This window comes from Phycisphaerales bacterium, assembly GCA_016716475.1.
GTDB lineage: Bacteria > Planctomycetota > Phycisphaerae > UBA1845 > Fen-1342 > JADJWG01.
On the sequence record JADJWG010000001.1, the window covers coordinates 64,569 to 90,247 of the forward strand.

Annotated in this window: 19 protein-coding genes; 12 read left to right on the forward strand and 7 right to left on the reverse strand. The window is 65.0% G+C overall.

The window, feature by feature from the left end:
• Window positions 1–73 precede the first annotated feature (73 nt).
• From IPM18_00310 to IPM18_00330, 5 genes are all read left to right on the forward strand, one after another.
• Complete coding sequence (locus IPM18_00310; GenBank protein MBK9118040.1) at window positions 74–1,645, forward strand: M48 family metallopeptidase; 1,572 nt, start codon at window positions 74–76, stop codon at window positions 1,643–1,645.
• Window positions 1,646–1,847: 202 nt separating this feature from the next.
• On the forward strand, window positions 1,848–3,011 hold the full coding sequence (locus IPM18_00315) for an acyl-CoA dehydrogenase family protein (GenBank protein MBK9118041.1): 1,164 nt from the start codon (window positions 1,848–1,850) through the stop codon (window positions 3,009–3,011).
• Between the two features lie 26 nt (window positions 3,012–3,037).
• On the forward strand, window positions 3,038–4,201 hold the full coding sequence (locus IPM18_00320; protein MBK9118042.1) for an acyl-CoA dehydrogenase family protein: 1,164 nt from the start codon (window positions 3,038–3,040) through the stop codon (window positions 4,199–4,201).
• Between the two features lie 101 nt (window positions 4,202–4,302).
• On the forward strand, window positions 4,303–5,118 hold the full coding sequence (locus tag IPM18_00325) for a 3-hydroxybutyryl-CoA dehydrogenase (protein MBK9118043.1): 816 nt from the start codon (window positions 4,303–4,305) through the stop codon (window positions 5,116–5,118).
• Between the two features lie 12 nt (window positions 5,119–5,130).
• Entirely contained in the window at window positions 5,131–5,913 is a 783-nt protein-coding gene (locus IPM18_00330) for an enoyl-CoA hydratase/isomerase family protein (GenBank protein MBK9118044.1), read from the forward strand.
• A 220-nt stretch (window positions 5,914–6,133) separates the two neighbouring features.
• On the opposite strand, the gene pyrF is transcribed toward IPM18_00330, so the two are convergent.
• Together pyrF and bcp are read right to left on the reverse strand one after the other, a co-directional pair.
• Window positions 6,134–7,066 carry an orotidine-5'-phosphate decarboxylase gene (gene pyrF, locus IPM18_00335; protein ID MBK9118045.1) on the reverse strand — a complete coding sequence of 311 codons (933 nt, stop codon included), beginning with the start codon at window positions 7,064–7,066 and terminating at the stop codon, window positions 6,134–6,136.
• 29 nt (window positions 7,067–7,095) lie between these two features.
• Entirely contained in the window at window positions 7,096–7,515 is a 420-nt protein-coding gene (gene bcp, locus IPM18_00340) for a thioredoxin-dependent thiol peroxidase (GenBank protein MBK9118046.1), read from the reverse strand.
• Window positions 7,516–7,599: 84 nt separating this feature from the next.
• On the opposite strand from bcp, the gene IPM18_00345 reads away from it, so the two are divergent.
• A complete protein-coding gene (locus tag IPM18_00345; protein ID MBK9118047.1) occupies window positions 7,600–8,016 on the forward strand; it encodes a hypothetical protein in 417 nt (138 codons plus the stop codon).
• A gap of 173 nt (window positions 8,017–8,189) precedes the next feature.
• On the opposite strand, the gene IPM18_00350 is transcribed toward IPM18_00345, so the two are convergent.
• Window positions 8,190–9,914 carry an iron ABC transporter permease gene (locus tag IPM18_00350; GenBank protein ID MBK9118048.1) on the reverse strand — a complete coding sequence of 575 codons (1,725 nt, stop codon included), beginning with the start codon at window positions 9,912–9,914 and terminating at the stop codon, window positions 8,190–8,192.
• A 224-nt stretch (window positions 9,915–10,138) separates the two neighbouring features.
• Window positions 10,139–11,056: a hypothetical protein gene (locus IPM18_00355; protein MBK9118049.1), complete on the reverse strand. Its 918-nt coding sequence runs from the start codon at window positions 11,054–11,056 to the stop codon at window positions 10,139–10,141.
• 178 nt (window positions 11,057–11,234) lie between these two features.
• On the opposite strand from IPM18_00355, the gene IPM18_00360 reads away from it, so the two are divergent.
• From IPM18_00360 to IPM18_00380, 5 genes are all read left to right on the forward strand, one after another.
• Window positions 11,235–11,921 carry a prepilin-type N-terminal cleavage/methylation domain-containing protein gene (locus IPM18_00360; protein ID MBK9118050.1) on the forward strand — a complete coding sequence of 229 codons (687 nt, stop codon included), beginning with the start codon at window positions 11,235–11,237 and terminating at the stop codon, window positions 11,919–11,921.
• A gap of 15 nt (window positions 11,922–11,936) precedes the next feature.
• A complete protein-coding gene (locus IPM18_00365; GenBank protein MBK9118051.1) occupies window positions 11,937–13,094 on the forward strand; it encodes an aminotransferase class V-fold PLP-dependent enzyme in 1,158 nt (385 codons plus the stop codon).
• A gap of 56 nt (window positions 13,095–13,150) precedes the next feature.
• The gene (locus IPM18_00370) at window positions 13,151–13,663 is read left to right on the forward strand and encodes a hypothetical protein (protein ID MBK9118052.1); all 513 of its coding nucleotides are present in this window, start codon (window positions 13,151–13,153) and stop codon (window positions 13,661–13,663) included.
• A gap of 121 nt (window positions 13,664–13,784) precedes the next feature.
• Window positions 13,785–16,001, forward strand: a complete 2,217-nt coding sequence (locus tag IPM18_00375) for a hypothetical protein (protein ID MBK9118053.1) — start codon at window positions 13,785–13,787, stop codon at window positions 15,999–16,001.
• Window positions 15,998–17,230: a rod shape-determining protein RodA gene (locus IPM18_00380; protein MBK9118054.1), complete on the forward strand. Its 1,233-nt coding sequence runs from the start codon at window positions 15,998–16,000 to the stop codon at window positions 17,228–17,230. The genes IPM18_00375 and IPM18_00380 overlap by 4 nt, the downstream gene beginning before the upstream one ends.
• 34 nt (window positions 17,231–17,264) lie before the next feature.
• Here IPM18_00380 and IPM18_00385 read toward each other — a convergent pair whose 3' ends face one another.
• Window positions 17,265–19,652 (reverse strand): PAS domain S-box protein, encoded by a 2,388-nt coding sequence (locus IPM18_00385; GenBank protein MBK9118055.1) that lies wholly within the window; start codon window positions 19,650–19,652, stop codon window positions 17,265–17,267.
• Window positions 19,653–19,694: 42 nt separating this feature from the next.
• Window positions 19,695–22,118 carry a tetratricopeptide repeat protein gene (locus IPM18_00390; GenBank protein ID MBK9118056.1) on the reverse strand — a complete coding sequence of 808 codons (2,424 nt, stop codon included), beginning with the start codon at window positions 22,116–22,118 and terminating at the stop codon, window positions 19,695–19,697.
• Between the two features lie 1,256 nt (window positions 22,119–23,374).
• On the opposite strand from IPM18_00390, the gene IPM18_00395 reads away from it, so the two are divergent.
• A complete protein-coding gene (locus tag IPM18_00395; protein MBK9118057.1) occupies window positions 23,375–24,643 on the forward strand; it encodes an adenosylhomocysteinase in 1,269 nt (422 codons plus the stop codon).
• 115 nt (window positions 24,644–24,758) lie between these two features.
• Here IPM18_00395 and IPM18_00400 read toward each other — a convergent pair whose 3' ends face one another.
• Window positions 24,759–25,640, reverse strand: a complete 882-nt coding sequence (locus IPM18_00400; GenBank protein ID MBK9118058.1) for a hypothetical protein — start codon at window positions 25,638–25,640, stop codon at window positions 24,759–24,761.
• Between the last annotated feature and the right edge of the window lie 39 nt (window positions 25,641–25,679).

The window sequence follows — 25,679 nt, forward strand, 5'->3', positions numbered from 1 at the left end:
CGCCCGAACCTCAGGCGCCGTTTCAGACGGGTTGCGGACCGTACGTCCGCAGCCCCGGTTGGGGTGAGGCCCCATGTGGGAAGCGATTCGGAGTAACCAGCGGCGTTCCCTCTGGCTCATCGCCGTGATGGGCACACTGCTGGTTGCGCTCGGCATCGTGATAGGGCTCACCGTCGACATGGTCCTGCTTTTCAACCCGCTCCAGGCGGTAAAAACCGGGTTGGAGACCGGTCATGTCGCCACTTTCCAGGAGCAGCTCTGGGAGGCCCGGGGCAGCGCCTTGATCGGGGCCGGCATCGCCCTGCTGGTCTGGGGCCTATTGTACCTGTCGGCGGTCACCTCCGGCGACAGCATCCTGCTCTCCAGCGCACGAGCTCGCGAGATCCGGCGCGAGGATGCCCCCCAACTCTGGAACATCGTTGAGGAGATGACCATCGCCGCTGGTCTCGGTCGGATGCCGCGGATCTTCATTATCGACGATGCCTCGCTGAACGCTTTCGCCGCGGGGTACGATCCGAACCGTGCGGCCGTCGCCGTCACCAGTGGGTTGCTCAAGTCGCTCAACCGTGACGAACTGCAAGGGGTCCTGGCCCACGAGATTGCGCATATCCGCAACCACGATGTTCGCTTCATGACCCTCGCGGCCATCATGCTCGGCACGATCGTCATGTTGGCACATTTCCTGTTGCGGGCCATGTTCTACGGTGGGCAAGGCCGGCGCGGCTCCTCACGGCAGACCGGGGGCGGAGCTCAAATCCTCATGATCGCGGTGGCCCTGCTGTTCGCGATCCTGGCGCCGCTGCTGGCCCAGGTACTTTATTTCGCTACCTCGCGCCGGCGTGAGTACCTGGCGGATGCCTCGGCGGCCCGCTTTACGAGGTATCCGGAAGGGTTGGCGTCCGCGCTCGAGAAGATTCAGCGGCGCCCCGGCGTTGCGGCGGACACCAACCAAGCCGTTGCTCCCATGTTCATCATCAACCCGCTGCAGGCAGAGCGCAGTCTCGTGCGACTGTTCTCCACACACCCCCCAACGGCAGAACGAATTCGCATTCTCCGGTCCATGTCCGGCGCGGGGTTCCAGGCCTACGAAGAGGCCTATCGGGCTGCCCGGAAATCCGGCCGCTGTATCGGCGCACAGACTCTGGCAGCCGAGTCGGATGCGGTGACGATCCGTACCGCTTCTGTCCAGACCGCGGAGGACACTCCCCTCTCTCGTGGTGAGGCCGTCGAACGAGTGCTCGACCATGCACTTCCGTTTGTGGTGCTAACGTGTGGTTGTGGCACAAAACTGAAACTACCGCCGGGCTGGAAGCGACCGACGGCGGAGTGCCCGCGTTGTGGCCGCCAGCACGAGGTCCCCAAGGCCCAGACCGCCCAAGTCCTTGGGGTCGCAGCGGCGCTCGGTGTCGCTACCGCGGCTACCCGCGCTGCTGAAGCGGCCACACCGGCCGAAAGCCCGGCGAAGTCGGCCGCCGATCGGCCGGCTCGTTACACGCGCCGGGGTCGGGGGTGGGAATCGTTTCAATGCACGTGCGGACACCCGGTGCAACTCAGCCCGAATTTCACAGCCAGCACCATCGGCTGTCCGAAATGCCGGCGGCGGATTCAGATCATCGACGCTACCGCGGAAGCAAGCGGCACGTAATCCTTGGTCCGGATGTGGCAGGGATGCCGTCCGGAGGATGACTTCCGGGCGGTCACTTTCCGAGATTCCGGTCGTGTTCTCTATCCGCCGGCGCTTTGCACATCAAGCCAGTCCGTTACAATAGAGTCGCTCTTCATGCGTGCTCCTCACGTCGCACGCGTTTATGGAATTACGACTCAGCTCCGCGGGACGGATGCCGACTATGGATTGGACGCTGCCGGAGGACCTCGTCGCATTGCGGGATGCCGTGCGACGTTATGCGACCGAAAGAATTCGGCCCAATGCCCGGGCCTGGGATCGTGAGCAGCACCTGCCGGACGAAGTCGTCGCGGAATTAGGCGCGCTGGGACTGCTTGGCGTGCTTACCCCCGAAGAATACGGGGGCTCGAAACACCACGAGCACGCTTACCTTGCGAACGCGGTGCTCATGGAGGAGATTGCACGGCAGGATGGCGCGGTGGCACTGTTGCTGGCCGCGCATAATGGGCTCTGCCTCTCACATCTCAACCTGGCGGCTTCGGAAGCACAGAAGCGGAAATACCTGCCCAAACTGGCAACGGGTGAATGGCTCGGGGCGTGGGGGCTGACGGAACCGGGCTCGGGATCGGATGCCGCCGCACTCCAGACACGAGCCGAGCCGGACGGTGACGGCTGGCAACTGACCGGGAACAAGATCTTCATCACGAACGCAAGCCGGGCACAGGTTTTCGTCGTCATGACCCGAACGGACGCCAGCCGCGGCGCCAAAGGTATTAGCGCTTTTCTCATCGAGCGCAACGACCCCGGGTTCGCGGTCGGCCCCAAGGAAGACAAGCTGGGCATGCGGGCGAGTGATACGTGCCCGCTCGAGCTGGACGGTGTACGGTGCGGGCCGGAGCGACTGGTCGGAGCCCTGAACCAGGGATACGTCGATGCGCTGCGGGTACTGGAGCGTGGCCGAGTGGGAATCGCGGCCCTGTCCGTTGGCTTGGCGCGCGGCGCAGTCGAGGAGGCCTTGGCGTATGCTCACCAGCGGGTGGCCTTCGGCAAGTCGATCTTCGATCTCCAGGCGGTGCAGTTCATGCTGGCGGACATGGTGACGGAGCTGGAGGCGGCCCGCGCGCTGGTGTACGACGCCGCTACGACGCTCGATCGCGGTGAGGATGCGCGGCAGAAGGCCTCGCTCGCCAAGCTCTACGCCAGCGAAATGGCAACTCAGGTGGCCCTCCGAGCCCTCCAGATTCATGGCGGCTACGGCTACACGAAGGATGTACCCGTCGAGCGCTACCTGCGCGATGCGAAACTGTGCGAGATTGGTGAGGGCAGCAGCGAGGTGCAGCGCATCATCATTGCGCGTCAACTCCTTGCAGGGCAGATGCCCGGCTGAGCTACGGACGACCGCGGAGGATCACGGTGGATTTCCGGCTGACCGAAGATCACCAGCAACTGCGGAACATGCTTCGCGAGTTCTGCCTACGGGAGATTGCGCCACGGGCCGCCACCCGCGACCAGGAAGGCCGGTTCGAACCCGGCCTGGTGCAGAAGCTTGGAGAACTCGGGTTATTCGGGCTCTACGTCCCCGAGGAGTACGGCGGCGCGGGCATGGACGTCGTCGGCTACATCGTCGCAATCGAAGAACTGTCGCGGGCTTGTGCGGCCACGGGGATCCTTGTCTCCGCCCATCATTCCCTATGCGTCGATCCGATCCTGCACTTCGGGACCGCTGCGCAGAAGCGCACGTACCTGCCCAAGCTGGCCGCGGGCGAATGGATCGGCTGCCTCTCACTGACCGAACCCGGCAGCGGCAGTGATGCCGGAGCCGCCCGTTGCATGGCCGTGGAGAAGGACGGCGGCTGGGTCATCAACGGAACAAAGAACTTCGTCACCAACGGTGGTGAGGCGGATGTCATTCTCCTGCTGGCGGTGACCGACCCCGGACACCCCCGGCACCGCATGTCGGCCTTCATCGTTGAGAAGAATACGCCCGGTTGCCAGGTCGGCAAGCTCGAGAAGAAGCTCGGCATCCGGGCCAGCAGCACCGCCGAGATCGTCTTCGAGAACTGTTTCTTGCCGGGCACGGCGCTGGTGGGGGAGCGCGGCCGGGGATTGAGCATTGCGCTGGCTACCCTCGACGGCGGGCGGATCGGAGTCGCCGCGCAGGCCGTTGGCATTTCACAGGCGGCGCTCGACGCCGCGACGGAGTACGCGAACACGCGAGTGCAGTTTGGCGAGACCATCGGCATGTTCCAGGCGATCCAGTGGAAGCTGGCGAACATGGCGATGGGGATTCAGGCGGCCCGTTTACTGATGCACCGGGCCGCGTGGCTCAAGGCGACCGGCCGCCCCTACAGCGGTGAGGCGGCGATGGCCAAATTACTGGCGAGCGAAACGTCGAGCCGTGTGTGCGGCTGGGCGCTGCAGGTCTTCGGCGGCTACGGCTATTGCCAGGACTACCCGGTGGAGCGCTTGCTGCGTGATGCCCGCATTACGGAACTGTACGAGGGCACGAGCGAGATCCAGCGGCTCGTGCTGGCGCGGCGCATGCAGGAGCCGGACTGGATCCTCCGTGATTTCTGAGAGCCGGGGAGTGGCCTGGCGCAACCGCAGCGGCAAGGAGGTTGACGGCCGTGAATCTGCACACGCATGTCGAGAAGGTGGCCGTCATCGGCACCGGCACGATGGGTAGTGGCATCGCACAAACGTTCGCACAGGCGGGCTTCGCCGTCACGCTGGTGGACAGCGCGCCACAGGCGATCGAGCGGGCCCTGACCGGTATCGGGCAGTCACTCCAGAAACTCCTGCAGAAGGAGCGGCTCAGCGCGGGGGAGGCCGAGGCGACGCGGGCGCGCCTGCGCCCTGGAACGCTCGCCGACGCGGCCGGGACGGACTTCATCGTGGAGGCGGTGTTCGAGGATCTCGGCATCAAGCGTGAGTTATGGAGCGCTCTGGGGCGAAGCGCCGCGCCGGATCGTATTTTTGCCAGCAACACGAGCAGCATCTCGATCAGCGAACTGGGCGTAGCCAGCGGACGGCCGGCCCAGTTCGTGGGTATGCACTTCTTTAATCCGGTTCCGTTGATGCGGCTGGTTGAAGTGGTCGTGGGCCTCCGCACAACCGAACCGGTGGTGGCGTTCACCTGTGAACTCGCCGAAAAACTCGGAAAAACTCCGCTGCGCGTGAAGGATCACCCCGGCTTCGTCAGCAACCGCGTCCTGATGCCACTGGTCAACGAGGCGATCGCATGCTTTGCCGATGGGGTCGCGGATGCGGCTACCATCGACGAGGTCATGAAGCTGGGCTGTGCACACACGATGGGGCCGCTCGCTACCGCGGACTTGATCGGCCTCGACGTGTGCCTGCACATCATGGAAGTGCTGCATCGCGATCTCGGCGAGGATCGTTATCGGCCGCATCCGCTGCTGCGCACCATGGTGCGTGGCGGGGTCCTGGGTCGGAAGTCGGGCCAGGGCTTTTTCGATTACCCCCAACGTTAGCAGGTATTGCGCATGTCTCACGAGAAATCCCACACTGAAGTGCACTTCGAGCGAACCGGCGATGTGGCTACGATTCTGTTTCGTTCGGAAACCGGCCTCAATATCTTTTCATCACGCGTCATCGGAGCGCTCGGCACGATCGTCGAACGTCTGGCGACGGATGCGCGGGCGCGCTTCGTGGTGATTCGAGGCGAGGGCAAGGTGTTCCTCGCCGGGGCGGACATCGCCGAGATGAGCCGCTTCAGCGAGGATCAGGGGCTGGCTTTTGCGACGCACGGTCACAACGTCTTCAATGCCCTCGAGGCCCTCCCGCAACCGACATTCGCGGCCATGAATGGGCACGCCATGGGCGGAGGGTGCGAGATGGCGCTGGCTTGCGATTTCCGCCTGTTGGTGGCGGGGGCGATGATCGGCCAACCGGAGGTGCGCCTCGGGCTCATCCCGGGCTGGGGAGGCACGCAGCGTTTGCCGCGTACGGTGGGACTCGGTGCAGCCAAGCGCATGCTATACAGCGGGGAACCCATTTCGGCGGAAGAGGCGCTGCGTATCGGGCTGGTCGACGAGATCGTGCCCGCTGCGGAACAGTTGGACGCAGTACTGCGCACCTGGTTTGACCGGCTCGCGCCGGCGGCACCGACGGCCATCACGCGGATCAAGCGAACGTTGCGCGCCCGCGACGAGATCGGCGAATTCGCGAAGTGCTTCATCTGCTCCGATGCAAAAGAAGGTCTGACAGCGTTTCAGGCCAAGCGGCCACCAACATGGGCACAGTGGAACTGCGAGCCGTCGGAATAGCCGGACGGGCACGCGTACTGCACCCAGGGTCGCGCCACCCCGCAGCCGGTTCCAGTCGGTCTTGCGCGGATTCGTCGTGCGGCCTGGGTTGTATCTACCCCATGACCGATCTTCCCTTTGGGAGAAGTTGGTATAGGGGCGTTTTTCAACCGCTTCATGACCCTCTCCCCCTGCCCCACTCAGCATGGGAGGTGGGCGGTGATAGCTTACTGTCGCCCACCTACCGTTGCATGATCCCGGCTACATCCGCGCCGAACGTTTCCGCGGCAGCGTGGATCGCTGCACGCCAGTCGGCTCCATAGCGCTCGCGCGCGGTGGAAGTCTGGTATGCATAGATCACGGAGCGAGAGGCGTTTACCACGGCGCCAGTCCCATCCCTGCGGAAGCATGCCCGACAGTCGTCCGCGGTCCCGCCCTGCGCTCCATAACCCGGCACGAGCCAGGGGGTGTGTGGCATCGCGGCGCGCAACTCGGCCGTGCTCTGCCGGTCCTTCGGGGCCACTACCGCACCGACGCACGACCAGCCGCACTGCCCCACCAGGTCCGGCGCCTGGCCCCAGCGATGCACCAGGTTGGCCATGTGCTGGTAGAAACGCGCCCCAACGGCGTCTGAACCGGCGTAGAAATCATGCACCTCGTCCGCTTTCGGCTCCGAAGGCCGCACCAGGACGTAGACTCCACGTCCGGTGCGGCGCGCGATCTCGACAAACGGCTGCACCGCGTTCTCACCGAGGTAGCCCGCGAGCGTGACGGCATCGGGCACGGCGCCTTCATCCGTCGCGGCCGGCGTTTCAAAGTGCCCGCGGGCGTACAACTCCGCGGTGGAGCCGATGTCGCCGCGCTTGATGTCGCCAATCACCAGCAGTCCGCGCTGTTGGGCGTAAGCGACACTCCGAAAGTAAGCTGCGAGGCCCGGGCCGCGGAACGCTTCGAAAAACCCGACGTTGAGCTTCACCGCTGGAACGAGCCCCGCAACCGCGTCGACCACGGCGCCGGAGAACCGCTCCACCGCCACGGCGGCCGCGCCTGTGGTGGCGGTGGTGGGGCGCAACTCCTCCGGGAGCTTCTCAAGCACGGGATCTATTCCGACCACCGCCGCCGTTCCGCACCGCTGACAGGCCGCCTGCAACCGGTCGGCGAAGTGTTCCGCCATGCCCTTCCTTTCATGCACGCACGAGAAGATCAGCCCAGCCGCGCCAGGACTTCCTGCTCGTGCCCCTCCGGCTTGACCTGCCGGAAGACATCCTGCACCCGACCCTCGGCATCGATGATGAAGGTCGTCCGGGTGATTCCCATGTATTCGCGGCCGTACTGCTTCTTGAGCACCCAGACGCCATATTGCTCGGCGACGCCGTGCCCTTCGTCCGCGAGCAGCGGGAAAGTCAGACTGAACTTCTGGCTGAAGCGCTCGTGGCTGTTCGGCGAATCCGGTGAGATCCCGAAGACGACTGCGTTGCGGTCGGTGAAGGCCGCGAGGTGATCGCGGAAACCGCAGGCCTCGACGGTGCAGCCCGGTGTGTCGTCCTTCGGGTAGAAGTACAGCACGACGCGCTTGCCGCGGTAGTCGGAAAGCCGATGCACTGCGCCGGTACTGTCCGGCAGCGCGAAGTCCGGCGCGCTGTCCCCGGGTTGCGGGCCGCCGGCGGCTCCGGCGCGGGCGCCGGCGGAGGGGGGGACGGTGTCGGGGTGAGATCGACTTCGAGCGCCGCCGGCGGCACCGCGGGCGGCAGGGCCTGGCGTGTCCGCCGCGGTCGCTTCGGCGCCTTGGCAGCGCGCTGTGTGGTCTTCACGGACTTCACCGCAGCGCGCTTGGGGCGCATCGGTGTGGTGGTTTTGCGCGCGGTCTTCTTCTTCGCGGCCTTCTTGACGGCCTTGATCTTCTTCGGACCCACGGCCTTTTTAGCGCGCTGCGGCGCGGCCTTCTTCGCGGCCGACTTGGTGGTCTTCTTGGCTTTCTTCGCAGTCTTCTTGGGGGCTTTCTTCTTCGCCATGTGGCTGCCTCGACAGCAGGGGGAAGTGCTGGACGCCGCGCTGCGATGCCGCGTCAACCCGGCGCGGCGGCGCGCGACCGGCCCGGATTATGCGCTGCGCACGGAGACCTGACAACGGGGCATACCCAGCCACGCACCCACACGAAAGCGGGGGTACCTGGGCGGGACCGACTCTGCCTCCGAGGGCAACTGCGCGGCGCAGCGACCGTGCCAAGTCCACCGGGACCACCTGTCAGACACTTAACTAACTCATTGCAGGTACATGATTTGGGCGCGCACCGGCGACTATACCCGAAACAGTGCGCCGAGACGCTTCCCAAGGGCCAGCGAAGCACCGAGAATCGTAACGGTCAGGATCACCATGCCCCAGACACCCAGCGCAGACGCCATTTGAAGTCCCGATTGGGGCGAGTCCGCCAAGCTGTAAATCGCCTTCGTCATCGGGTAATCCTGCTTGTCGAATGCGAGAATCAGACTGTCCGAAACCTCCAGCATCGACCGGCTGAAAACCAGCAGTCCACCCGCAATGAAATTGGCCGCCAACAGGGGAACCGTCACGGTCAGCATGGTGCGCAGCGGGCTCGCACCGAGATTGATCGAGGCCTCTTCCAGCGCTTCAGAGGTCTGCTCGAGGCCCGCCGCGCACGACCGCACCAGGAATGGCAACCGCCGCACTGCGTAGGCGGTGACCAGCAGGGGCATGGGGTCGTGCGTGATGGGATTCAGGAAGGCGAACGGCGAATCGCCGAGTGTCATGATGAAATAGCCGAAAGCCATCACGAGGCCCGGCACGGCCAGCGGCAGCATCGCCAGACTGTCCAGGATCATCGTGAGCCATGACCGCCGCCGCACCACCAGGTACGCGATCACGAAGCCGAACACGATATTGATGGCCGTCGCTGCGAGCGCATAGCGGAAGCTGTTCAGCACGCTGAGCGCCGCGGTCTGATCGCCGATCCCAGACGGATTGACGACATCACGCACGAGATTCGCGTGAAAGCGCAGCGTGAGGTGTTCCGGCGCGAGTTCAATGATCCCCGTGGCCGTGATGCTCGCCAGGACGACCGACACATGGGGCAGCACGGCAATGAAGAACACGCCGGCAAACAGCCCGGTGATCAGCAGGTTGCCGAGTCGACCCGGCCGCACCGGCGGCATCGCCACGGTGGCTTTCGCGAGCATGCCGGGCAGTGGGCGACCCAGCACGAGCTTACCCACGAGGTACAGCAGCACGCTCGCGGCAAGCATGATCACGACCAGCGCGTACGCGTCCCCTTCGGGATTCGTGGTCTGGATCTGGTGGAAGACCTGCACAGCCGTCACATTCGTGTAGCCCACCATCAACGGCGTGCCGAGTTCCGTAAAAGCCCAGATGAACACGATGGTCGAACCTGCGAAGACTCCCGGCCGCATCAATGGCAGCGTGACCGTCCAGAAGCGCCGCCAGGAACTGGCGCCAAGGTTCCGAGCGGCTTCGTGGAGGGCCGGATCAATATTCGCAAGCGCAGCCTGCACGTTCAGGAAAGTGATCGGGTATAGAGAGAGGGCTTCGAGTACGACACACGACCAGAAAGGATACGCGAGGAAGTCGATGTATTCGCCCGCCTCGAAGACCCCCAGCCATTGGAGGAACAGGTTGATCCCCCCGTTCCGGCTCAGGAGCCCCCGTAAACCCACCGCGCCCACGAACGGCGGCAGAATCATCGGCACCATGATGAGGCCGAGCCACCACCGTTTGCCCCAGAAGTTGTAATTCTCGGCCAGCACGGCGAGCGGAATGGCAATCACCAGGCACAGCCCGGTCGTGCACACCGCCAGCATGAGACTGTTCCACAGCCCCTCGCGGTAGACCTCGAACTGAAAGACCCGCACGAACCAGGACACCGTCCAGGAGCCGTCCTCCGCTAGGAACCCCGCCCGTACCACCGCGAAGATCGGCGCCAGCAGCACGAGGCCGAGCAGCGCCAGCAGCGCGATCGTTACACTCGTGCTCAGACTGCGGCGCGGCATGTCGTTTTCCGTTCGGACCCGGCGCAGCCCGCGCATCCCATGTGCCCGCGGTGCCCCGGACGGCGTGTTTTCGCGGGTCACGCGCACGGCGTCAAGGTGCGTTGCCAAAACGAACGGCGGATAGGCGAGCGCGTGGCGGCATCCGCATGGGCATGGGCAATGAATTCACTGCCACCGGGGCCAGAATTCGGTCAGCGCGGACGCCTCCCCGTGCCCTTCGGAATTCACGATTCCGCCAATACTCGCACAACCTCATCCACCACCGCGCACATCCGTTCCCAGCCGCGGTGAGTCCGAGCCGCGATATGCGGGGTCACCAGGCACCGTGGATGGACCAAGAGGGCGTGCCCCGCCGGTAGCGGTTCGGGTTCCGTAACATCCAGCCCGGCACCTCCCAGTCGCCCCGAATCCAGCGAGGCAACCAAGGCCAGCGTGTCCACCACCGCCCCCCGCGCCGTATTGAGCAAGTACGCCCCCGGAAGCATCTGTTCGAGCACGGCCGCCGAAACGAGGCCCTGCGTGGCCCCCGTAAGCGGCACATGCAGCGAAACCACATCACATGCGCCCCACAATTCCTCTTTCGAGACCGCCCGCGCCGGAAAAGACAGCGGGCCGACATCGCGGATGTCGTTGTAAAGCACCTGCGCCCCGAACCCCGTCGCACACAGGGCCGCGAACCGGGAGCCAATCCGGCCCAAGCCAACGATCCCGACCGTCATATCGCACAGTTCACGCCCATGCGGCACCGCCCGTGCCTCGGTAAACCGTCCTGCACGGTATTCCTCCATCAACCGTCCCACCGGACGCAACAGGTTCAGCAGCAACGCAACCGCCAGCTCTGCGACCGCTTCCGTGGCCGCTGCAGGAGTATGTACGATGCGGACCCCCCGCTCCGCGGCCGCCTCGGTGTCGACGCGGTCCAATCCCACGCCGGCGATACCCACGACGCGGAGCAAGTCACCGACCTCGAGAAGGCGCCGCGTAACCGGTGTCCGCGTTCGGCCCACAAGCGCCACACAGCCCGGCAGCAGTCGGCAGAGCTCATCCTCGCGGGGCTCCACCGCGCGCACCAACTCGCCGCTCATCGCCAGTCGTGCCTCGGCGGCCGCCGTCAGGGGCTCCGCCAGCAGGATTCGATCCATCTGCCACTCCCGGCTGAGACACGCGGCCGCGTCCCCTATCGAAACCCGACTTCGATCCGCGCCGCGGCGGTACCAGCCCGTATAATAGGACAAACAGGGGGTGGTGCGGCCTCCCACGAGGGAGACCGGCACGGCCGCAAACGGCCATGCTGCGGGAGTATCGATGCCGGATAACCCAATGACAGCCCGCCGCACCCGGATACGGGGGTTTACCCTCATCGAGCTGCTGGTAGTCGTTTCGATCATCGCCCTGCTGATCTCGATCCTGACACCGTCGCTGTCACGGGCACGGCAACAGGCCAAAGCCACGCACTGCATGACCCGTCTGGCCGAATTCATGAAGGCCACGGTCGCCTATGGCAACGACCACCACTTTCAGCTCCCACCGGCGCACTACAACGCACGCGATTCGGCTGCTTCGGCGGTGCATGGCTGGGCCGAGGCGCTCTACGTCTCGCTTTACCAGGACAAGCACTACTCCTTCGACGAGGATTTTCCGGTCATGCGCAACCGCGACGACCGCTATGAGCTCTGGACCTGTGCGGAGGGCATTCCCCGGGCGAACAGCTCCGGCCACTACCGCGTCTACGAGTACAGTTGGCGGCGGGGTTCGCTCGACGCGGTGCGGGCCCGCCTCCCGTTAATCACCGATGCGAATCCGGACGTGACTTCGCCGCTCGACCAGCGCAGCAGTTGGATTGCGATGGAGCGCATCGCCGGAATCGCGGGCGAGGCGTACATCGACGAGCGCCACTACGGTGGCGCGAACTATGCCTTCAACGACGGGCATGTGATTCGCAGCACCACGCTCAAGCGTCAATTGGCCCTGGACTGGGATCTCGACCCCGCTACCACGAACCGCTGACCCGCGCAGACCGGTATGAATTCCACCCTGACGTACCTCGATAACAATGCCACCACCCGCCCGGCGCCGGCCGTGGTGGCTGCCCTGCTGCCGCTGCTGACCGAACTATGGGGCAACCCGTCCAGCGCGCATCACTTCGGCGCCCAGGTCGGAGCGCTCGTGGAGGAAGCCCGCCAGGAAGTCGCCGCGGTCTTGCACGCGCGCGAGAGCGAGATCATTTTTACCAGCGGCGGCACCGAGGCCGACAATGCTGCCCTGCGCGGCGTGCTGGCGGCCGATCCGCGCCGCCGCCACGTGGTGGTCTCCGCAGTCGAGCACCACGCCATACTCGATCTGACCGACCGCCTGGTGGACGAGGGCTGTACAGTTACGCGCGTACCCGTAGACGCGGCCGGCCGGCTCGATCTGGGTGCCCTGGAGGAAGCCCTGCGCGACGACACCGCGCTGGTCTCCATCATGCTCGTCAACAATGAGACGGGAGTCATCGTACCCGTCGCCGAAGTGTGTGCCCTGGCCCATGCGCGGCGCATCCCCGTCCACACTGACGCCGTCAACGCCCTTGGCAAAGTGCCGATCGAAGTCGAGTCCCTCGGCGTCGACCTGCTCTCTCTCAGCGGTCACAAAATCCACGGCCCGAAAGGCGTCGGCGCGCTGTACGTCCGCCGCGGCACACCCTTCCGCCCCTGGCTACTCGGCGGTTCACAGGAACGGAAGCGGCGGGGCGGCACGCTCAATGCCCCGGGGATTGTCGGTTTCGGAGTGGCCTGCCGGCTCGTTCGCACAGACGCGCCGGCGGCCTGGCCACGCCTGGCAGCGCTCCGTGACCGGTTGGAGGCCGGACTCCGGCACATCTACCCCCCCATACATCTCGCTGGGGCCGATGCCCCGCGCGTCGCCAACACCACCTGTGCGTGCTTCGCCGGGCTGCCGGCCGAAGCCCTCATTATCCTCTTGAGTGAGGCGAACATCTGCGTCTCCAGCGGCGCTGCGTGCGCCAGCGGCTCGCTTGAACCTTCCCATGTGCTGCAGGCCATGGGCACGCCACCTGAGATTGCCCAGGGGCAGATCCGCTTCTCCCTTGGCCGCGAGAGTACGGACGACGACATTGACCGGGTCCTGGCAGTGTTGCCGGGCGTACTTGCGAAAGCGGCCACATGCAGCGCCGTGCCCTGACGCCGCCTTACGACAGTGGGCGAACTGCCAAGCTGCCCGCGCACCAGGAGAACTCCGTGACGGTCTGCCCCCTCACCTTACGTCCAGCGGCACTCCCACCGCCTCACCCCATTACGTTTCACAGCGTGGCCACGCTGGTGGTACTTCTGGCCTTGACCGTGGTCGGCTGTTCCGAACCGATGCGCGGCGGCGATCGCATCGTCTGGCGAACATTTCTGCCGCTGGAGTACGGCGATGCCCCCGGCACGGCGGTGCCCACGGAGGTGCATGAGGCCCTGCTGCGCCAGATTGTGACGCAGTTCGGCGGTTGCACGACGCGGCCCGGGGTCATTGGTTATTGGCGTGACCCGGACACAGGTGAGCTCGTGGTGGACCGCCAAATCGAAGTCGAAGTCGTGTGCGCAGCCCGCCAGCGCAACGTCGCGGAACAACTCACCCTCGAGATCGGCCGCACTCTCAGGCAAAAAGCCGTGTACTTTGAAGTGCGCACCGCCGACGTGCAGATTATCGAAACGGTTCCGACAAGCGGCCCGGGCGCGCCTTGGTGGCCCTTCGATCGAACCGAGTAGTTCGCTTTGCTGCGCCGCGCGGCCGGTAGCCGAACCACGCGGGTGGTCTTAGAATCCGCGCGCGAGGAGGAACTCGCCCGCGGGCTACGCGGCCATGGTGCCGAGGACGGACACGGACGTCATGTTCCAGCGCAGATTGGCCTGGTTATGGGGCTTGCTTACGGCGCTTGCGCTCGCCATCGTCGTGCGCCTGGCGCAGATCCAAGTCGTGCAGGCCGAGGACTACACCGCTCTCGCCGAGCGCATCCTCACGCGTCCCGTGCGCTACATCCATGCCTCGCGAGGATCCATCCTGGATCGCAACGGCCGCGTGTTGTTACGTGACGAACCCGCGGCGGATGTGAGCATCCATTACGCCGTGCTGGCGGGTGAACGCAGCTACCTGCAGCGCGCTGCGCAGGCCGCCCGGCGCAATGATCCGGCTCTCGCCCGCCTGGAGGTGGAACAAATCGTGGATGATTGGCTCGCCATCGAGATTCCGCACATGTGGAATCGTCTCGCGCTGCTCAGTGGACGACCGCGCGCCGAGCTTCTCACCCGTGCTGACGAGGTGCGTGCCCGGGTCGACCGGGTGCATGATGCGGTGCGAGCCCGCTCGCCCGACGTCCGCCGGATCGCCGAACAGGATAGTCACTTGCCGATTCTGCAGGCGGTGGACAATCGTGTCGCGCTGGCCATTCGCCGGGAGCTGGAGCGTTATCCCTGGCTGGTGGTCGAGCCCTCGACGCGCCGCGTGGCGCATGCCGCCGATAGCGTGTCGCACCTCTTGGGGCGGCTCGGAGCCGCCAGTCCGGAGCGCATTGCCGATGACCCCCTGCGCGGCGACGAACTGCGCCAACTCCGCCCGGAGGACTGGTGCGGCGTCTCCGGAATTGAGCGCGTGGCGGAACTCACGCTGCGCGGCCGCCGGGGGCGCATCCTTGAAGATTACGGCCGCGACGTGCTCCAGCAGTCGCCACCGATTGCCGGGCAGGATGTCACACTCACCCTTGATCTCAACATCCAGGAATACGTGCTGGCGGCGCTCACCCGGGCTGTGGAAGGTGAACCGGGCATGGACCCGCCGGGCGGTCTGCCGCCCAGCCGCCGTTCAGGCGCCGCAGCCGTGGTGATTGAAATCGCGACACGTGAAGTCCGCGCCCTGGTAAGCTACCCCGGCTACCGGTACGGCGAGTTTGCGGAGCAATACGGCGAGCTTCTGCGGGACGCGGAGCGTGATCCGACCATGTTCCGCGCAGTGCGCGCGCAGTATCCCCCCGGTTCGATCTGCAAAGCCATCACGCTCGTGGGCGGACTGGCCGAGGGCGTGATTACGCCAGACACGCGCTTCCACTGTACGGGACACCTCCTGCCCGGGCAGCCGGACCGTTTCCGTTGCTGGATCTACCAGGTCGGGGCCGGCGGCATTACCCATGACATGGTTGACAATCCGGCCGGACAGGATGCGGTGGCCGGCATCCGCAACTCGTGCAACATCTACTTCTTCCGAGTGGGCGAGCGGCTCGGTCCGCAGCGATTGTGCAACTGGTTCGAGGAGTTCGGTCTCGGGCGCAGCACCGGAACCGGGCTGATCGAGGAGTCGGGCGGCATCGTTCCCACGGCGAGTTGGCTCGAGCGGGTCGCGGGACGCGGGCCACAGACGGCCGACGCGTGGAATTGGTCCATCGGACAGGGCGAAGTCACAATCACCCCGCTGCAGGCCGCGAACGTCGCCGCCAGCATCGCCGCAGGATTCTGGACGCCCGTACGGTTGGCCTACGACGAGCGCGGGCAGACCTTTGGTGCGCCGGTGCAGCCGCCGCGCGTCTTCGACCGGGATAATCTGCGGGTGCTCCGCACGGGAATGTGGGAAGTCGTGAACCACACCCAGGGCACGGCCAAACCGGCACGGATGACGACGCCCGGCTGGGAGCTGTGTGGCAAGACGGGCTCGGCCCAGGTGCAGCCGCGGCCGGTGCGGTATCGGTGGACCTTCGAGTATCCCGATGGGCGGCGCCAGGAAGTCTTTGCGCTGTTGGAGTCGGATGCCCGTGCGCTGCTCGACGATCGAAATGCGAAAGTTGTCGGCCGACACACGGCCGAGCGTTTTCCCGACCTGCTCGAAGGGGAGCGACTGCCGACGCACGCCTGGTTCATCGGCTGGGTGCAGCCCGCCGGCACACCGCGGGGGGCGCCGCCCGGCCCGGGCTCGTACGCGATCAGCGTGATCATCGAGTATGGCGGCAGTGGCGGCCGGGTCGCGGGTCCCGTCGCCAAAGAGATTGCCGACTACCTCGTCGGGGGTGGGGGAACGCGGTTGGAAGGGAACTCGCCCCGTACCGCGGAGGCGCGTGAGTGACCGAGACGCGCATCCTCCATTTTACACGCGTGGGCTGGGGGGTGGTCCTGCCGGTCGCGTTCCTTCTTGCGGCCGGGGTAGCGTGTATTCACTCGACCGATCGTCAATCGGCCCGCTCGGCCGATCGTGAGCCGACGTACACGCTGGGGGAACGGCCCTGGGCGGTGGCGGTGGTTGAAACGCTCGGCCCTACGACATTACGACAGATTGCGTTCGCCGTAACCGGCGTCATTCTCATGCTGCTCACCCTGCGCGTCAGCTACCAGAAGATTGGCTGGTATGCCTATCCGGCATACGCGGTGCTGCTGGTACTGCTTTTGTTGCTGTTCCTGGATCGGTATATCGACTTGCCGCTGATTACGGAGCGAAAGGGTTCGCGGCGCTGGATCGATCTGGGCATACTGAGTCTGCAACCTTCGGAGTTCATGAAACCCGCCCTGATTCTCGTGCTGGCTCGTTACCTGCGATTCCGCAGTTCCCATCGGCGTTGGTGGGGACTGTTGCCGCCATTCATGCTCACCGTCATCCCGATGATCCTGATCGTGCGTCAGCCCGATCTCGGCACGACGCTCATGCTGCTGCCGGTGCTCGCGGTGATGCTGTTTGTTTCGGGGGCTCGCATCCGGCATCTGCTCATTGTGGCCACGCTCGTGACAGCCACGCTACCGGCGTTTTATTTCTACGGGATGCGCGAGTACCAGCGTGTGCGGGTGCAGGTCCTGTTCCGCCAGGGTGTGGCCGACGAAAGCTGGCAAATGAATGAAGGGTACCAGTTGCGGCAGGCAAAGACCGCGCTCGGCACGGGTGGCATCTGGGGGACGGGCTACCGGGAGGGCATCTTCGTGCAGCATTACCTCCTGCCCGAAGAGGACAACGATTTCATCTTCGCCATCTACGGCCACCAGTGGGGTCTGGTCGGAGCGTTGCTGCTGCTGCTGGCCTACAGTCTGATCGTGCTGTTCGGATTGGAGGTGGCAACGATTACCAACGATCCCTTCGGTCGGTTGCTCGCGGTCGGAGTCGTGGCCATGATCGTCACGCAGGCCCTGCTCAACATCTGTATGAACATCGGCCTGGCACCGATCACCGGCATGACTTTGCCCTTCGTCAGCGCCGGCGGCAGCAGTCTGTGGGCGAACTTTATTGCACTCGGACTGCTGGTCAACGTGGCGCAGCGCCGGCCGCTGTTGATCGCGCGTCCCCCGTTCGAGCACAAGGACGCAACGTGAGAGCCGTGGCCGCCCGGCTGCGCCGCGCCCCCGATCACTTCGCCGCGATCGCGAGTCCCAGCTTGTCCACCAGCGCTTTGGCCGTGTAGGGTTTGTGGACAAAGCCCGCGAGGCGGGCATCCGCGAACTGGGTTGCCGCCTCCTGCTCGCTATAGCCCGTGGACAGCACGACCTTGACGTCCGGCTTCTCCTCGATCAGCCGACGGAAGACCACCTCCCCCTTCATGCCGGGCATGTTGAGATCAAGCAGGACGGCTGCCACTTCATCGCGGTGCAGGCGGAACAATTCGATGCCGGAGGGTCCATCTGGTGCGGTCAGGACGCGCAGTCCCCGGCTGCTCAGCACCGCGCTGACCACGTCACGAATCTCCTCCTCGTCATCGATCACCAGCACCAGGGCTCCGCGCGGCAGGTCAATGGAACGCGGCTGCGGCACCGCTACCGCGGCGGGCTCCGGCGCGGCGGGGAAGTAAACCCGAAACACCGTCCCCACGCCGACCTCGCTGCGGACCGTGATGGCTCCGTGATGCGCCCGCATGATGCCGAGGATGGCGGACAGGCCGAGACCCCGTCCGGCAAACTTCGTCGTGAAGAACGGATCGAAGATCCGGCCGAGTATCTCCGGCGACATGCCGGTGCCGGTGTCACGCACTTCCATGCAGACATAAGCCCCCGCCATGATCCGTTGGTTCGGGAACTCACGGGCAATGCGTCGGGCATTCAACTGATCGAGCCAGGTCGAGACGGTCACATCACCGCCATCATCACCCAGCGCTTCGGCCGCGTTGATCAGGAGGTTCATGATGACCTGTTGCACCTGGCTGCTGTCGGCCTTGATCAACATACGCCCCGGCTGGATCGCGAGGTGCAGCGCCACGGACTTGGGCACACCGGCGATCGCGAAGTCGGCCATCTCCTGGATCAGCGCGTTCAGATCCATCACGTCAACTTCGGTGCTGGAGCGCCCGGCATAGGCCAGCATGCGTTTCGTCAAGTCTGTCGCGCGGCGGCCCGCATTCACGACGCGCTCGAGCAGTGACTGGGCCGCGGCATCCGCCGGCAACTGCTCCATGGCGAGTGAGGCGTTGCCCATGATGCCGACCAGCAGGTTATTGAAATCATGGGCCACACCGCCCGCCAGCACTCCCAGACTCTCGAGCTTCTGCGACTGGCGCAGCTGGGCCTCCAGTCGCTCGCGCTCCGAGATATCACGAATCAGCGTGGCGACTCCGTGGACACCTCCGGCCGCATTGGGCAGCACCGTGCTATACCACTCGCAACGGATTTTCTCCCCATCGCGCTTGTGATTGGCGAGCACCGTGCCAGCCAGCGCTTCCCCATTGAGCAAGGCGCGGCACATCTCGGCAAACGCGGCGTGTCCGTCCGCTGGCACCACCAGGTCCACCGCACGCTGTCCGAACGCCTCGGCACTTGAGTAGCCGAAGATCACCTCGGCCGCCGGGTTCCACTCCAGTACGCGGAAGTCCGTGCTCCAGACCACATAGGCCAGGGGCATACGTTGGACGAGCGACTCGAAGCGCACGTGGGCTTCGCGCAGCCGGGCCTCGGCTTGGCGGCGCTCCGTGACGTCGGTGGCCGTCCCGGTGTAGCCCAGCAGTGTTCCACGCTCGTCGCGAACCGGGATGGCATTAAAACTCAGATACACCGGCGTGCCGTCCGCGCGCCGGTGCACGGTTTCAAAATGCTCCAGTGTGCGGGCCGCGGCACAGGCCTCCATGAGCCCCGGCGTATCGGGCACGGCGTGAAACTCACGCACCGCCCGCCCGAGCATCTCCTCCGGTTCACAGCCGTAGATGGTGCGCGCCGCGTTGTTCACAAAAGTCCAGTGACCGTGCCGGTCCAGTGTCCAGATCAGGTCCTGGGAGGTCTCCACCAGGTTGCGGTACTGGGCTTCACTGTCACGCAGCGCCAGCTCGGCCCGCAGGCGTTCCGTCACATCGCGGGCGAAGCCGACCAGAAGCTTGTCGTCGCCGTCGCGCAACGCGATTACGCAGCTCTCGAGCTGGATCAGGTGCCCGAACTTGTGGCGGTGAGAAGTGGCGAAGTGGTGCAGCCCGGTCTGCCAGTGATCACCGACCGCGTGTCCATCCGCCTGTGCGACTTCCAGGTCGGTCATTCGCATCTGCAGCAGCTCGGTCCGATCGTAGCCGGTAATCCGGCAGAACGCCTCGTTGACCTCACGGAAGCGGTAATCGTCCCCCAATACGAAGAAGCCATCCATCGCGCTTTGCAGGATCGCTTCATTCCGCGCTGCCAGGTGCTCCAGCGCAACCAGACGCGCTTGTTGCGCCGCGCAGGTGGCGCGCTGACCCCGGAGCAGACGACGGAAGCGCAGGGTCACTGCCGCCAGGGTCACAGTCCCTAGCGCCGTAACGCCGGCCGCCGTGATCCAACCCAACATGTGTGCGCTACCTCGTCGCTTGCCGAGCGTGCCTGGGCCGCGTCAGCCGGCGGCCGCTTCACCACTCTCGATCTGTGCCAGACAGACGGCCGCATCCTGGGGACGCCCGGCGCGCCGCAGCGCCTCCGCCTTCTGGGTCCACGCAGCCGCCTCCAACCGGGTATTCGCGTGCTGCCGCGCAAGCTCGATACGTTTGTCCGCACAGCGCGCGGCTTCCTCGTAATTCTCCAACTGCATCTGCATCTCGGCGATATGCTCATAGACCCGCGTCAGCCCGTTCCAGAAGCGGGTTTCCTCCAGCGCTGTGAGCGCCATTGCAAATTCCACCTTCGCTTCGTCGAATAGACCTTCGAGTGCTGCGCAGCGTCCGAGATGCATGTGCGTGGTACCGACGCTAGTCCGATCACCGATTTCCTGCGCGAGCGCGAGAGCCCGCCGATAATACTTCCGCGCTTCGGCGTAGCGTTCCGCGGCGACCAGCACATTGCCCATGCCATTGTACGGCCCGACCAGCGATGTAAGTCCACCGTAGGCGCGGTGCGTTTCGATCGCGCGGCTGAAAGCGGCCTCGGCCTCCGCTGCTCGGCCGAGCCGGAAAAGAACAAAGCCGAGATTGTTGCTGACCTGGGCGAGTTCGGTGGCGAGATGATGAGCCGTGGCTCGCGCGGCGGCCCGCTCGTAATACCCCTGGGCGGCGGCGTAATTCCCGCGGAAGTAGTACATCACTCCGAGGTTCGCCAACGCCTCGATCTCGCGGCGCACATCGCCCGCCTGCTGGGCAAGCAGCTCCTGTCTGCGATGTTGCGCCTCGGCTTCGTCGTAGCGTCCCAGCCGGGCCAGACACACGCCCAGGAATCCGATCGCTTCGAGAAATTCCGGTTCGACCGCCAACGCCTCGTTGGACAGTGTGCGTGCCTGCGCGTATTCGCCCAGCAGGAACGCCCGCTTGGCATGCGCCAGCTTCTCGCGAGCATCCAGCGCGGTGGGCACGATGTGTCCCGGTGCCGGCAGCACGAGCCCCAGTCCCGCAGCCAACTCGTGCAGCGCCTGGCGCTCAAGCGCCGCAAGTGTTCCGATCGGGCCGAGGACACGCGCCATAACAGGCGCCAGCCCCCCCCCTCGCAGGGCACGCAGCTCGATCTCGAGATCGTCGCCTTGCTGCTCGAACAACCCGTTAACCACCGTCCGTGCGCCACACATCCGCCCGGCTTCTAACCGCTCGGCATCCGTCGGCACGCCCCCGCTGTCGGCCACGCGGTCCAGCATCGCAATCAGCGCATCCGGATCGGCAACATAGACGTTCGGCATTTCCGCCAAGGCCCGCCCCAGGAAGTTGGCGACGGCATGGCCGATCCAGTCCGCCCCATCGGTCGCCGCCTTGTTCCTCAGCGGCAGCACTCCGATGCCACGCGGCACCAGGCGATCACGAATCGCCGTGTCGCCCGTGACGCTCGCCCGGCGGCTCGCGTGGGTCGACGCTTCAAGCGTCGTAACCAGCTCAGTCGCATCGGTAAAGCGGCGCCCGGGTTCAATGGCGAGCAGGCGGAGGATCGCATCCACGAGCCACACCGGCGTATCCGTTGCGACGTCCGTCGGCCAGGTCGGGGTACGGCACTGCATATCCACGAGCCGCCGGAACACCTGTCCGTCTCCGTGTGGCAGCCGACCGGTCAGCAGGTGGAAGAGCGTCGCTCCCAGGGAGTACAGGTCCGCCGCCACACCCTGGGCCACACCCGGCTGGAAGAACTCCGGCGCGGCATAGGCGAACGTACCGAACCCTGAACCGGCCCGACCACGGAGTTCCTTCTGGTCGGTCGCGAGTGCCGCAACGCCGAGGTCGGCAATCCTCAGGCGGCCATCCACACCGAGGATCAGGTTGCCGGGCTTGATATCACGGTGGGCGAGGCCGGCGCGGTGAATCGCCGCCAGACCGCGGGCGGCATCGAGCGCGATCTGGAGGCCCTGCTGCCAAACGAGCGCTACACGCTCAGCAAGCACGGTTGCCAGGTTCGCCCCGTCAATGAACTCCATCACGAAATACCAGGTACCTTCGGACGCATCGCAGTCAAGCACCCGGACGACATGCGGATCCTGGACGCGGAACCCAGCCCGGGCCTCGGCCCGAACGCGGTCCACCGTCCCTCCCACCGGACCCGGGGCAAAGGGTGTCAGTACCTTGACGACACACGGATGGTTGAGAAACACATGCCGCGCGAGGTAGGCGACACCGTGGGCCCCTGCACCTAACTGCCTGATCAGGCGATACTTACCCCGAACGAGACCCTCGGGCGCAAGGCGTGCCAGCGACACGAGGCCGTACCGCGCATTGGGAGTTGTGACGATCCCGGAGCGCGGCTGGATGAAACCGCAGGTAGCACAGCGCTCAAGCGTGGCTGTAGCGATGGCGAGACTGCCGACGTTGTGGCACCGGGCGCAGGCCCGCGCTGCCCCCGGCGCCTCTGACATGGCCATCTTCGATACCAAAGCACCCGTCCACATCAGGCCCGCGCATCCGTTCGCAGGTGCTGAAAAAATATCTTACTCGACCGAGAAAAAATGGCCGGGACTGCTTGACTTAGCAGCATTATCGGCACATTCTGAAGATCGAGCGAGAGTTTCCTGAAATCAGTCAGCGTCCCAGCCGGTTCCGGTCGGGCGCTGTTCGACGGTGGCTGCCAAGGTTGCTGCGCAGAGGTTCTGACTGCGAGTGGACTTGGCGAGTTCGCCGTGTAGCGCATCTGGGGCTCCGACCCATCCGGCCGGGGCGGCACCTCTTTCTGTCTGGAGGAGTGGATTCATGGAACTTCTGACCGCCGTAAGCAGCATTCTCTATGCGTTTCCCGTTCAAATCAGCCGTGTTTCCCGCGGCCTCGCCGAGTGGACGCTCTTCTTCATCGACCAAGTCACCTGCTGAGAAACCATCATGATTTACATCATCAGCGACCTCGACGATCTGAACCGCGACGGCAACTGACACCTCTTTCGGAGCCCATCCATGACACTGATTACCTGCATGAATCTTCTCACCGACTGGCTGCTCGAATACGCCCTGTTCTTCATTGACCAGGTTACTTGCTAGAGGCGCTCATGATCGAAGTCATTACCGACATCGACGATCTGACTCTCGACCAGCGCTAGCATTCACCCGCGCACGCTGTACGAGATGGCTCAGCTCCCGCGGAGCTTGGGTGCGCGCTGGGGGCTCAGCTCTCTTTCCCATCTTACCGTATCTATCCCTTTCTAGGCGACCCCTCTACCCAATCTCTGGAAAAACTGCGCTGTTTTGTCTTGGCTCGGCTGCACAAGAGTTCCGTGCGCGATCACGGGACCCAATTACATGAGTAAATCAGGCATCGGTTAACCACATGACAGAGTAGGCCATAGATCAGGGTTGGGAGTCCCGTAACCACCTCCATTGCAGCGGCAGGCGCATCCAAGGGGGCTCCTGGCAGGATTACGGACGGAGCAGGTTGGAAACTTGACCCGTCATGGTGAAGTCCGGCAAGCTGCCGCGTTGTACTGTCGCACTCCGCACGCTACACTCCCGCTCCCATTGGCTTGTGGACTGTCGAAAACACACGCGAGTCCACTTCCCTGGGGCGAACCGGCCAGGCCACGCCACAGGCCTGCTTCCGTACCCCTCAATCCAACCCCCATGGCGGGATGATCAACCTGCCCGAACATCGCCGGCAATGTGGCCGCCGGAACTGGAGTGTGCTCGTATGGCCAAAGCGCGTCACGACGTTACCGACCTCAAACTTGCTGGTGATGGTCGCAAGAAGATCCTATGGGCTGACCGGGACATGCCGGTGCTGGCCCTCATTCGCGACCGATTCGAGAAGCAGAAGCCGCTCAAGAACCTGACGATCGGCTGCTGCATGCACGTGACGTCGGAGACGGCCAACCTGATGCGCACTCTGAAGGCCGGGGGGGCGAGCGTGGCGCTGTGCGCTTCGAATCCGCTCAGCACACAGGACCCCACGGCGGCAAGTCTCGTGAAGGACTTCGGCATCCAGGTCTACGCGCGCCGCGGTGAGAACGTGCAGGTCTTCTACCAGCACCTCAACGCGGTCATCGATACCCGGCCACAGATTACGATGGATGATGGTGCCGATCTCGTAAACGTGCTGCACACCAAGCGGCAGAAGGAGGCCGCACACCTCATCGCCAGCATGGAAGAAACGACCACGGGAGTCATCCGCCTGCGGGCGATGGCGGCCAGCGGTGACCTCCGCTTTCCCGTCGTCGCGGTAAACGACGCGGATACGAAGCACCTCTTCGACAACCGCTACGGCACCGGGCAGAGCACGCTCGACGGCATCCTGCGCGCAACCGACCTGCTGCTTGCCGGCAAGCGCGTTGTGGTGGTCGGTTACGGCTGGTGCGGACGCGGCGTGGCCACGCGGGCGCGCGGTGCGGGCGGTATCGTCACTGTCACCGAGGTCGACCCCCTGAAGGCACTCGAAGCCGTGATGGATGGTTTCGATGTCCGCCCGATGAGCGAGGCGGCCGCCATGGGTGAAGTTTTCATCACGGTCACCGGCAACAAGCATGTGCTGCGACCGGAGCACTTCCGCAAAATGAAGGACGGCGCGATCGTCTGCAACAGCGGGCACTTCGATGTCGAGATCGACATTCCGGGTCTGCGCAAGCTGTCGAAGAAGGTCACCAAAGACGTGCGGCCGCTGGTCGACGAATACCAGCTCAGTGCCACGCGGCGTATTTACCTGCTGGCCGACGGCCGGCTTGTGAACCTGGCCGCCGCAACCGGTCACCCGGCAAGCGTCATGGACATGAGTTTCGCCACGCAGGCGCTGTGCGCCGAATGGATCGCCAAGCACGCTCGCAAGCTCACGGCGGCTGTCCATGAGGTGCCGCACACGATCGAAGAGCAGGTCGCCAAGCTGAAGCTGACGGCGATGGGTATCCAGATCGACAAGTTGACGGCCGAGCAGTCGAAGTATCTTTCGAGCTATGGCGAGGGGACGTAGGTCGCTGCCCAACACCGCAATCTCATCACGCGCCAACTCTGAAGTGGGCCGCGGGCGTGTTCGACACGCGCGCGGCCCATCTGGCACCCCAGCCCAGCGTGCCGGCCAGGTCGCCTCAGGTCGCGCGTCCCCAGAAGGCGGTGCGCACGCGGCGAAGCGTTAACCAGACCCACACCCAGACCCCCACCGCGGCAGCATAGGGCACGACGAGAGCGAAGGCCGTGTGCCCCAGCGAGGGCAGTGTCCCACCGACCGATGCTGAGTCAGCCCACAACGCCAACAGGTAACAGGCAACTGCGAGGCCCGGGGCGGCGAAGAGCAGCACGAACGGGAGCTGCCCCCCACTGATCTGCGCCCCGATTCGCCCGACGTGCGGATCGTGTAGCAGGTTCAGGAGCAGCAGACATGCGGCGATGATTTCCAGCGCGTGAAAAGCAAGCGTGCTGGCGCTGCCGAGGTACACAAAAAACATCAGCGTTGCCGTGAGGAACCCGGCGAGCCCGTAGTAGCCCGCGGTGGATTCTAGTTTATCCTTCATGGCGGCAATGCACGCCCATGCCAGCAGCACCGTGGTACCCAACCGGGCGGCCACCAGGAAGTCCGGCAGGATCAGCAATTTCACAAACAGCAGTGCGTTGACAAGCCAGAGCACGCTATTGAAGCGTCTGGCTTCCTCCCAGCCAAACCAGCGTTCGAGATCATGTGGCTCGTGCTCCTGCCCACATTCGGAACAGCGGATTACGTCTGCCGCTTCACTGCCCATCAGCGGGTAGGCACACCGCAGGCACCGCCAGGGAGGACCGTCCGAATCGACGTCGGTCGGCAGAATCTCCGCCGGCCGGGCGGCGGACATCTGACGCTCCTGGGGAGGCACATCCTCTCCATCCGGCCGTGGGCGCGGGACGGGCGGCGGGGGCGGTGCGAGCCCAGGCAGTGGCTCGCTCAGCAATTCCAGCGCCTCGACGGTGTCCTCGTCGCGCGGGGGTTTATCGGCCATGCTCTCTCCAGCTACGGCAGTTGTTGCGCACGCCCGACA